8 protein-coding genes and 1 pseudogene are annotated in these 9351 nt (G+C 69.9%); 7 read left to right on the forward strand and 2 right to left on the reverse strand.

The window, feature by feature from the left end; translation table 11 throughout:
* Window positions 1-93: 93 nt before the first annotated feature.
* Both VFM98_RS15320 and VFM98_RS15325 read right to left on the reverse strand, forming a co-directional pair.
* Window positions 94-591 (reverse strand): DUF2938 domain-containing protein, encoded by a 498-nt coding sequence (locus VFM98_RS15320; RefSeq protein WP_325110776.1) that lies wholly within the window; start codon window positions 589-591, stop codon window positions 94-96.
* A gap of 164 nt (window positions 592-755) precedes the next feature.
* Window positions 756-1238 (reverse strand): annotated as a pseudogene (locus VFM98_RS15325) (MarR family transcriptional regulator).
* A gap of 170 nt (window positions 1239-1408) precedes the next feature.
* On the opposite strand from VFM98_RS15325, the gene badH reads away from it, so the two are divergent.
* The 7 genes from badH to VFM98_RS15360 all read left to right on the forward strand — a co-directional run.
* Window positions 1409-2176, forward strand: a complete 768-nt coding sequence (gene badH / locus VFM98_RS15330; RefSeq protein WP_325110783.1) for a 2-hydroxycyclohexanecarboxyl-CoA dehydrogenase — start codon at window positions 1409-1411, stop codon at window positions 2174-2176.
* Window positions 2177-2212: 36 nt separating this feature from the next.
* Window positions 2213-2995, forward strand: a complete 783-nt coding sequence (gene badI / locus VFM98_RS15335) for a 2-ketocyclohexanecarboxyl-CoA hydrolase (RefSeq protein ID WP_325110777.1) — start codon at window positions 2213-2215, stop codon at window positions 2993-2995.
* Window positions 2996-3008: 13 nt separating this feature from the next.
* The gene (aliB, locus tag VFM98_RS15340) at window positions 3009-4160 is read left to right on the forward strand and encodes a cyclohexanecarboxyl-CoA dehydrogenase (protein WP_325110778.1); all 1152 of its coding nucleotides are present in this window, start codon (window positions 3009-3011) and stop codon (window positions 4158-4160) included.
* A gap of 40 nt (window positions 4161-4200) precedes the next feature.
* Entirely contained in the window at window positions 4201-5844 is a 1644-nt protein-coding gene (aliA, locus tag VFM98_RS15345) for a cyclohexanecarboxylate-CoA ligase (RefSeq protein ID WP_325110779.1), read from the forward strand.
* 45 nt (window positions 5845-5889) lie between these two features.
* The gene (locus VFM98_RS15350) at window positions 5890-6873 is read left to right on the forward strand and encodes a tripartite tricarboxylate transporter substrate binding protein (protein ID WP_325110780.1); all 984 of its coding nucleotides are present in this window, start codon (window positions 5890-5892) and stop codon (window positions 6871-6873) included.
* A gap of 10 nt (window positions 6874-6883) precedes the next feature.
* On the forward strand, window positions 6884-8845 hold the full coding sequence (locus tag VFM98_RS15355; RefSeq protein WP_325110781.1) for an AMP-binding protein: 1962 nt from the start codon (window positions 6884-6886) through the stop codon (window positions 8843-8845).
* Between the two features lie 80 nt (window positions 8846-8925).
* The coding region (locus tag VFM98_RS15360; RefSeq protein WP_325110782.1) for a phenylacetic acid degradation protein PaaY at window positions 8926-9351 on the forward strand (426 nt) is incomplete at its 3' end.

Below are 9351 nucleotides of genomic sequence, written 5' to 3' on the forward strand. Positions count from 1 at the left end.
ATCCGACGGCATGCTGCGCCGATCGGTGCCGGGGCGCAAGAGGGCGCCGGGCTCGCGAACCTGGTCACCAGCCCATCAGCACAGGCGGCTTCCTCATCGCACGACCCCCGCGAGGGGAAGCGCGGACAGGTACAGGCCGAGTCCGAAGACGGCGTGGTTGGCGATGCTTCGGGCGCGGCTCCTGGCCGGCGATGGCGTCTTCGAGGAGGCGATGCCGGCGCCCATTGCCGGCTGCATGAGGAGCCAGGGCGCGGCGACCGTCGCAATGCCGACACCCAGTGCCGGCGCCAGGGTCGGGCTGCGGGTCCACTCGACGCCGAAAACGGCGATGAGGAGCGAGGCGAAGGCGACGCCGGTCGCATAGTGCGTCACCCAGCCCAGGGCGAGCTCGCCTCGGACCGGTGCGGCCTTGCCGATCGCGCGATGCATGACGACCCCGTGCCGCCAATGGCCGACCCAGCGCCCGATCAAGGCGAAGTTCAGCGTGGGCACGCCGAGGCGGCCGAGCACTGCCTGCCAAAGATCCATGACCGCCGTGGCGCCGATACCGATCAGCCCGATGCGGGCGAAGTCTTCGATCGTGATGTTCATGGGGGTTCCTCGTTGACGGAAAGCGGAATGAGAGCCGAACCGCCATCGGGACCGGGAAGGCGGGAGCGGCGAGGTCCGCGCGCACGCGGCCTCGCGGATAGGCTCCTAGGTTCTCCCTGCGCCCGGTGCGCTGGGCGCGGGAGCGCTTGCTGCCCGACGCGCTCCTACGCCGTTCCCCCCTCCTCCTCCCCCGCTCCCACCCGCGCCTGGTCCAGGCGCTGCATGTTCTCCAGCATCTTCAGCAGGTAGTGCAGCATGTGGGTGAGGTCGTTGATGGAGAAGTCCTGCAGGATCTCCTCGTAGTAGGCGTGGATCTTGGGCAGCGCCTGCGCTTGCCAGACCTGCCGGCCCGACTCGGTCATCGTGACCACGCGCGAGCGGCGGTCCTCGCCGTGGGCGGCGATCGCCAGGTGCCCGTCGCGCTCCATCCGGCCGATCAGGCCGGAGAGGTTCTGCCGGCTCACCATCAGGTACTTCGCCAGCTCCCCCACGCTCATCCCGCCCTCCGCCTGCTCGCGCGACAAGGCACCCAGCACGGCCCACTGCTACGTCGTCAGCCCCTCCGCCTCCACTGCCCGCGTCCCAGTTTTGTGCAACATATTGGCACACTGGTAGAGCCGGAAGAAGAGCCGGTTGGCCAGCTCCATCTTGGCGTCCGCCGTTCGTCGGTCAGTCTTGTTCATGGAATCTCCGAGGCGCCTCCAGGGGCTTGCGCCGGCCGCGGCGCATCCCTAGAATTGCGACAACATATTGACCTATTCTAGTTCCCAGGACGGGGCTGGAGGCGGTCTGCAACCCACCCATCGAGAGGAACATGATGCAACGCTTCCAGGACCAGACCGTGGTCGTCACCGGCGGTGGCGGCGGAATCGGCGGCGCCACCTGCCGCCGCTTCGCCGCCGAAGGCGCCCGGGTCGCCGTGTTCGACCTGAATCCGGATGCGGCCGAGAAGGTCGCCGCCGGCATCCGCGACGAGGGCGGCCGCGCCCAGGCGTTCCGCTGCGACATCACCGATCGCGCCAGCGTCGACGCCGCGGTCGCGCAGGCCGAGTCGGCGCTCGGTCCCATCGCCGCCCTGGTGAACAACGCCGGCTGGGATGTCTTCAAGCCGTTCACCAAGACGCAGCCCGCGGAGTGGGACAAGCTGGTCGCGATCAACCTGACCGGCGCCCTGCACATGCACCACGCGGTGCTGCCCGGCATGGCCGCGCGCAAGAAGGGCCGCATCGTCAACATCTCGTCCGACGCGGCGCGCGTCGGCTCGTCGGGCGAGGCGGTCTACGCGGCCTGCAAGGGCGGCCTGGTGGCGTTCTCCAAGACCATTGCCCGCGAGCATGCCCGCCACGGCATCACCGTCAACGTGGTGTGCCCCGGGCCCACCGACACCGCCCTGTTCGCCGAATACAAGGAGGGCGCGGGCAACCCCGAAAAGCTGATCGAGGCGTTCACGCGCTCCATTCCGCTCGGCCGCATCGGGCAGCCCGGTGACCTGCCCGGCGCCATCCTGTTCTTCGCCAGCGACGACGCCGCCTACGTCACCGGCCAGGTCCTCAGCGTGTCCGGCGGCCTGACCATGAACGGCTGAGTCCGGTCCCACTTCCCCACCCGAGAGAGACATCCCATGGACTTCCAAGACATCCTCTACGAGATCCGCAACAACGTGGCGTGGATCACGATCAATCGCCCGGAGAAGATGAACGCCTTCCGCGGCACCACCTGCGACGAGCTGATCAGGGCGCTGAACAAGGCGGGCTACGACCGCAACGTCGGCTGCATCGTGCTCGCCGGGGCCGGCGACAAGGCGTTCTGCACCGGTGGCGACCAGTCGGCGCACGACGGCAACTACGACGGCCGCGGCACCATCGGCCTGCCGATGGAGGAGCTGCACACGGCCATCCGCGACGTGCCCAAGCCGGTGATCGCGCGCGTGCAGGGCTACGCCATCGGCGGCGGCAACGTGCTGTGCACGATCTGCGATCTCACCATCTGCTCGGAAAAGGCGATCTTCGGCCAGGTCGGGCCGAAGATGGGCTCGGTCGACCCGGGCTACGGCACCGCGTTCCTGGCCCGCGTGGTGGGCGAGAAGAAGGCGCGCGAGATCTGGTACCTCAACAAGCGCTACTCGGGCCAGGAAGCCGTGGCGATGGGCCTGGCCAACATCTGCGTGCCACCCGAACAGCTCGATGCGACGGTGCAGGAATGGGCCGAGACGATCTGCGAGCGCAGCCCCACCGCCATCGCGATCGCCAAGCGCAGCTTCAACATGGATACCGCGCACCAGAGCGGCATCGCCGGCATGGGCATGTACGCGCTCAAGCTGTTCTACGACACCGAGGAATCGCGCGAAGGCGTGGCGGCGCTGAAGGACAAGCGCAAGCCGGAGTTCCGCAAGTACGCCAAGTAGGAAGGCCCCTGCCATGAATCCCTATATCGACGAAGACCTGCGGGCGCTCGCCGAGCATGCGCGCCGCTTCGCCAGCGGACGGGTGGCGCCGGGCTTCCTGGAACGCGACCAGACCCGCGTGCTGGACCGCCAGCTGATGCACGAGATGGGAGAGATGGGGTTCATCGCGCCGGAGCTGCCGGAGGAATTCGGCGGCCAGGGGCTGGGCTGCCTCGCCGCCGGCGTGATCCACGAGGAGATCGCCCGCGCCGACCTGAGCATCTCCTACATCAACCTGCTCGCCTCCCTCAACGGCCAGATCCTGGCGCAGCATGCGAGGCCGCACGTCGGCAAGCCCTGGCTGCAGAAGCTCACGCAGGGCAAGGCGCTGCTGGCGATCGCGCTCACCGAGCCGCGCGGCGGCTCGGACGCTGCCAACCTGCAGCTGCGCGTCGAACGCGTCGGCGACGACTACGTGATCAATGGCGAGAAGACCTCGATCTCGGCCGCCGACCAGGCCGATGCCGTCGTCGTGTTCGGCCGCACGGGGGCGCCGGATTCCGGCGCGCACGGGGTGACCGCGCTGCTCGTGCCCACCGACGTTCCGGGCCTCACCCGCAACCGCTTCGACTGCCACGGCCAGCGTGCCATCGGCCGCGGATCGCTGTTCTTCGAGAACGTGCGGGTGCCGGTCGACCATCGCCTCGGCGAGGAGAACAAGGGCTTCGTGCAGGTGATGCAGGGCTTCGACTTCTCGCGCGCCCTGATCGGCCTGCAGGTGCTCGCCGTCGCCCGCGTGGCGCTGGAGGAGACCTGGGACTACGTCGCCCAGCGCGAGGCCTTCGGCAAGCCGCTGGCCGCCTTCCAGGGCGTGTCGCACCCGCTGGCCGATTTCGAGACGCAGGTGGAGGCCGCACGCCTGCTGTGCCTGCAGACGCTGTGGCTGAAGGACAAGGGCCTGCCGCACACCGCCGAAGCCGCGATGTGCAAGTGGTGGGGGCCGAAGCTCGCCTACGACGTGGTGCACCAGTGCCTGCTGTCCTTCGGGCACGGCGGCTACGACCGCGGCGTGATGGAGCAGCGGCTGCGCGACGTGCTCGGCTTCCAGCTCGGCGACGGCACGGCGCAGATCATGAAGACCATCGTGGCCCGCCACCGGGCCGGCCGCCAGGCCGTGCCCGCCTGACGAATCGAAGCGCACCAGACGCCAACCCAGGAGACAAGCCATGGAATTCGATCCCGTCCTCATTGCCCCGCGGCGCGCCCGCATGGTCGAACAGGGCCACTGGCGCGATCGCACCATCAACGACTACCTCGATGCGTGCGTCGCCACCTGCCCGGACAAGATCGCGCTGACCGCGTACCGGGCCGACGCCAGCGCGGTCACGCGCATGACCTGGCGCGAGCTCGGGCGCATGGCGGATCGCATCGCGGTCGGCCTGTCGCGGCTCGGTGTCGGCCGCAACGACGTGGTCGCCTGCCAGCTGCCGAACTGGTGGCAATTCAGCCTGGTGTACCTCGCCTGCTCCCGCATCGGCGCGGTGATGAATCCGTTGATGCACATCTTCCGTGAGCGCGAGCTGGGCTTCATGCTGAAACACGGCGAAGCCAGGGTCATGATCGCGCCGCGACAGTTCCGCGGCTTCGATTTCGAGCGGATGGTGCAGGGCCTGCAGCCCACCCTGCCCGACCTGAAGCACATGGTGATCGTCGACGGGGAAGGAGCGAACAGCTTCGACCGTCTGCTGTCCGGCCCCGCGTGGGAGGAGGCGCCCGATGCCGCCGCGATCCTGCACGCCAGCCGGCCGGGCGCCGACGACATCACGCAGTTGATCTACACCTCCGGCACCACCGGCGAACCCAAGGGCGTGATGCACAGCGCGAACACGCTCACCTCCAACATCGTCCCGTACGCGCAGCGGCTGGCGCTCGGCGCCGACGACGTGGTGCTGATGGCCTCGCCGATGGCGCACCAGACCGGCTTCATGTACGGGCTGATGATGCCGGTCGTGCTGCAGGCGAGCGCCGTGCTCATGGACGTCTGGGATCCGAAGCGGGCGGTGGAGGTGATCCGCGCCGAAGGCTGCACCTTCACCATGGCGTCGACGCCGTTCCTGACGGACCTGACGCGCGCAGTGGCGGAGGGCCGGACGCCGGTCCCCAGCCTGCGGACCTTCCTGTGCGCGGGCGCACCCATTCCCGGGCCACTGGTGGAGCAGGCGCGCAGCGCGCTGGGCACCAAGATCGTCTCGGCCTGGGGCATGACCGAAAACGGCGCCGTGACGCTGATCCGGCTGGAAGACGAGGACGAGCGCGCCTTCACCACCGACGGCCTGCCGCTGCCGGGCGCGGAAGTGAAGGTGGTCGACGAAGCCGGCGACCCGCTGCCGGCAGGACAGGCGGGCCGGCTGCTGGTGCGCGCCTGTTCCAACTTCGGCGGCTACCTCAAGCGCCCGCAGTGGAACAACACCGAAGCGGAGGGCTGGTTCGACACCGGCGACCTGGCGCGCGTGGACGCACAGGGCTACGTCCGCATCACCGGCCGCAGCAAGGACGTGATCATCCGCGGCGGCGAGAACATCCCGGTGGTGGAGATCGAGTCGCTGCTGTACCGGCATCCCGGCATCGCCATGGCCGCCATCGTCGCCTACCCCGACGAGCGCCTGGGCGAACGGGCGTGCGCGGTGGTGGTGCCCAAGCCGGGCGCCGGGCTGCAGATGGCCGATGTCGTCGGCTACCTCAGGGAGCAGAAGGTCGCGCTCCAGTACATCCCCGAGAAGCTGCTGGTGCTGGACGCGATGCCGACCACGCCCAGCGGAAAGATCCAGAAGTTCAAGCTGCGCGAGCTGGTTCGCGCGCAGGCGTCCTGAGCATTCCCGCGCCGCCTGCCTTATCCATTCCCGAGAGGAGACACCATGAAGACTTCGTCCCTGCGCCGCCGCATTGCCGTTGCAACGGCTGCCCTGGGCCTGCTGGCCGCCCTGCCTTGCGCCTTTGCGCAGAACCCCTGGCCGAGCCGCCCGATCCGCCTGGTGGTCGGCTTCGCCCCCGGCGGCGGCACCGACGTGATGGCGCGCTCCCTCGGACAAGCCCTCGGCGAAGCGCTGGGCCAGCCGGTGGTGGTGGACAACAAGCCGGGCGCGAGCGGCAACATCGGCGCCGGCGAGGTCGTGCGCGCCGCTCCCGACGGCTACACGATCCTGCTGGCACCCACCTCCTTCCAGACGGTCAATCCCTCCCTGTTCAAGGCGCCGTTCGATCCCGCGAAGGACCTCACGCCGCTGGCCGCCGTCGGCCGCTCGCCGATGTACATCGTCGCGCGTCCCACGCTGGAGGCGAAGGACGCGAAGGAACTGGTCGCCATCGCGCGCAAGCAGCCGGGCAAGCTGTCGTATGCCTCCTCGGGCTCCGGCACGCCGCCGCACCTGGCCGGTGAACTGTTCAAGCAGCAGGCCGGTATCGCCGCCGTGCACGTGCCCTACCGCGGCTCCGGCCCCGCGCTGCAGGACGTGGTGGCGGGCCAGGCCGACTACGTGTTCGACCCGGGCATCGCCTTTCCCCACATCCGCACCGGCAAGGTGAAGCTGCTGGCCGTCACCAGCGCGAAGCGCTCGGCCTTCTTCCCCGACGCGCCCACCCTCGCCGAGCAGGGCATCAAGGGCGCGGACATGGACATCTGGTGGGGCGTCTGGGTGCCGAACAACACGCCGCCGGAAGTGAAGGCGCGGCTCGACCGCGAAATCGCCAAGGCACTGGCGCTGGCCAACGTGAAGGAGCGCTACAACGGCCTGGGCCTGGAGCCGGCCTACCTGGACGCCGGCGCGTTCCGCACCCTGCTCGCGGAGGAGACGAAGCTGCTGACGAAGTTGATCCACGATCGCGGCATCAAGGCCGACTGAGAAGAGCGCCATGCAAGCCGGTCTTCCCCCCGTTTCCGACGCCGTGTGGCGCCCCGACGCCGCCACCGTCGCCAGCGCCAACCTGACGCGCTTCATGGGCGCGCTCGGGGTCGACAGCTTCGAGGCCCTCAACGAGCGTGCCGCCCGTGACCCGGCGTGGTTCCACGACGCGCTGATCCGCTTCCTCGACTACCGCTTCGAACGGCCTTACGAGCGGGTGCTGGACCTGCGCGAGGGCCTGCCCTTCGCGCGCTGGTGCGTCGGCGGCGTGACGAACGTGGTGAGCAACTGCATCGACCGGCGCCGCGGCACGCCGCGCTACGACGCGCCGGTGCTGGTGTGGGAAGGCGAAGACGGCACCGTCACGCAATGGAGCTTCGCCGACCTGGACCGCGAGACCTGCAGGCTGGCCTGGGGGCTGCGGCGCCTGGGCCTCGGCCGCGGCGACGTGGTCGGCATGGTCCTGCCGAACCTGCCCCATGCGGCCGCCGCGATGCTGGCCGTGGCGAAGATCGGGGCGATCGTGCTGCCGATGTTCTCGGGCTTCGGCGCGGACGCCATCGCGCAGCGCCTGAACGATGGACATGCCCGCGCCGTCATCACCGTCGACGGCTCGCTGCGCCGCGGCAAGACCGTCGGCGCCAAGGTCGTCGTCGACGAGGCGCTGGCCCATTGCCCCGGCGTGCACCACGTCATCGTCCTGAACCACCTCGCGTGCGAGCACGATTGGACGCCGGGGCGCGACCACTGGTGGCACGAGCTCGCCGCCGGCGCGCCCGCGGACTTCGCGTCGGTCACCACGGAGCCGATGCCGGCCGACGATCCCTTCCTGCTGATGTTCACTTCCGGCACCAGCGGCAAGCCCAAGGGCGTGGTCCACTCGCACTGCGGTTTTCCCGTCAAGACGGCGCTGGATCTCTCGATCTGCATGGACCTGAAGCCCGAGGACCGCTTCCTCTGGATGTCGGACATGGGCTGGCTGGTCGGGCCCATCCTCGTGTTCGGCGGGCTGCTGGTCGGCTCCACGGTGGTGCTGGCCGAGGGGGCACCCAACTACCCGCAGCCCGACCGCCTGTGGCGGCTGGTCGAGCGGCATCGCGTCAGCTACCTGGGACTGGCTCCGACGATCGCGCGACTGTCGATGTCGCTCGGCGACGCGGAGCTCGCCGAACGCGATCTTTCCTCGCTGCGAGTGATGATCTCCACCGGCGAGCCGTGGACGCCCGAGGCCTGGCAGTGGACCTTCGAGCGCGTGGGACGCGGACGCGTTCCCCTGCTCAATTACTCCGGCGGCACGGAGATCGGCGGCATCCTGACCGGCACGGTGATCCATCCGCTCAAGCCCTGCGCGTTCGCCGGGCCGGTGCCGGGCACCGGGGCCGACGTGGTCGATGCGGACGGGGCAACGGTGGCGGCCGGCGTGACCGGCGAGCTGGTGATGCGCACGCCCAGCATCGGCCTCACGCGCGGGCTTTGGCACGACCGCGAGCGCTACCTGCAAAGCTATTGGTCGCGCCTGCCCGACGTGTGGGTGCACGGCGATTTCGCGAGCCGCGACGCGGACGGCATGTGGTACGTGCACGGGCGCTCCGACGACACGCTCAAGATCGCCGGCAAGCGCACGGGGCCGTCCGAGATCGAGGCCCTGCTGATGGCCACGGGGCTGGTGCTCGACGCCGCGGCGGTCGGCACGCCCGACCCCGTGAAGGGCACCGCCCTCGTCTGCGTGTGCGTTCCGCGCCCGGGGGTCGCGCCGGATGCCGCGGTGAAGGCGCTGTCGGACGCCGTCGTGGCGGGCCTGGGCGGGGCCTTCCGGCCGGCCGAGGTCGCCCTGGTGCCCGACCTGCCGCGCACCCGCAACATGAAGGTGATGCGCCGCGTGATCCGGGCGGCCTGGCTCGGCGAGGATGCGGGCGACCTCAGCACGCTGGTCAATCCCGAGTCGGTGCAGGCGATCCGCGCGGCGCGGTGATCCCGCCATTCCCGCGCAGGCGGGAATCGAGGGTCACGCGGTGCGCGCCGCTGCCCCGTGGTTTGGCAAAGGAGACACGGATGCCCTGTTATTCCATCGATGGCCTGGTGCCGGTGGTCGACGCCACCGCCTACGTGCATCCCACCGCCGTCCTGATCGGCAACGTGATCGTGGGACCGGGCTGCTACGTCGGCCCCTGCGCTTCGCTGCGCGGCGACTTCGGCCGCATCGTGCTGGAAGCGGGCGCGAACGTGCAGGACGGCTGCGTGCTCCACAGCTTCCCCGACGCGCAGGTGCTGGTGGAGGCGGACGGGCACATCGGCCACGGCGCGGTGCTCCACGGTTGCGTGGTCCGGCGCGACGCCATGGTCGGGATCAAGGCGATCGTCATGGACGGCGCGGAGATCGGCGAACAGGCCATGGTCGCCGCAGGTGCGCTGGTGCCCGGCGGCACGAAGGTGCCCGCCCGCACGCTCGTTGCGGGCATGCCCGCGCAGCCGCGGCGC

Source organism: Ramlibacter sp., from assembly GCF_035706265.1.
Classification (GTDB): domain Bacteria; phylum Pseudomonadota; class Gammaproteobacteria; order Burkholderiales; family Burkholderiaceae_C; genus Ramlibacter.

What these genes read in the sequence shown, in the direction of transcription:
- badI (WP_325110777.1), top strand. Translation starts at nt 2,213, where the DNA reads ATGGACTTCCAAGACATCCTCTACGAGATCCGCAACAACGTGGCGTGG.
- aliA (WP_325110779.1), top strand. Translation starts at nt 4,201, where the DNA reads ATGGAATTCGATCCCGTCCTCATTGCCCCGCGGCGCGCCCGCATGGTC.
- aliB (WP_325110778.1), top strand. Translation starts at nt 3,009, where the DNA reads ATGAATCCCTATATCGACGAAGACCTGCGGGCGCTCGCCGAGCATGCG.
- VFM98_RS15320 (WP_325110776.1), bottom strand. Translation starts at nt 591, where the DNA reads ATGAACATCACGATCGAAGACTTCGCCCGCATCGGGCTGATCGGTATC.
- badH (WP_325110783.1), top strand. Translation starts at nt 1,409, where the DNA reads ATGCAACGCTTCCAGGACCAGACCGTGGTCGTCACCGGCGGTGGCGGC.
- VFM98_RS15350 (WP_325110780.1), top strand. Translation starts at nt 5,890, where the DNA reads ATGAAGACTTCGTCCCTGCGCCGCCGCATTGCCGTTGCAACGGCTGCC.
- VFM98_RS15355 (WP_325110781.1), top strand. Translation starts at nt 6,884, where the DNA reads ATGCAAGCCGGTCTTCCCCCCGTTTCCGACGCCGTGTGGCGCCCCGAC.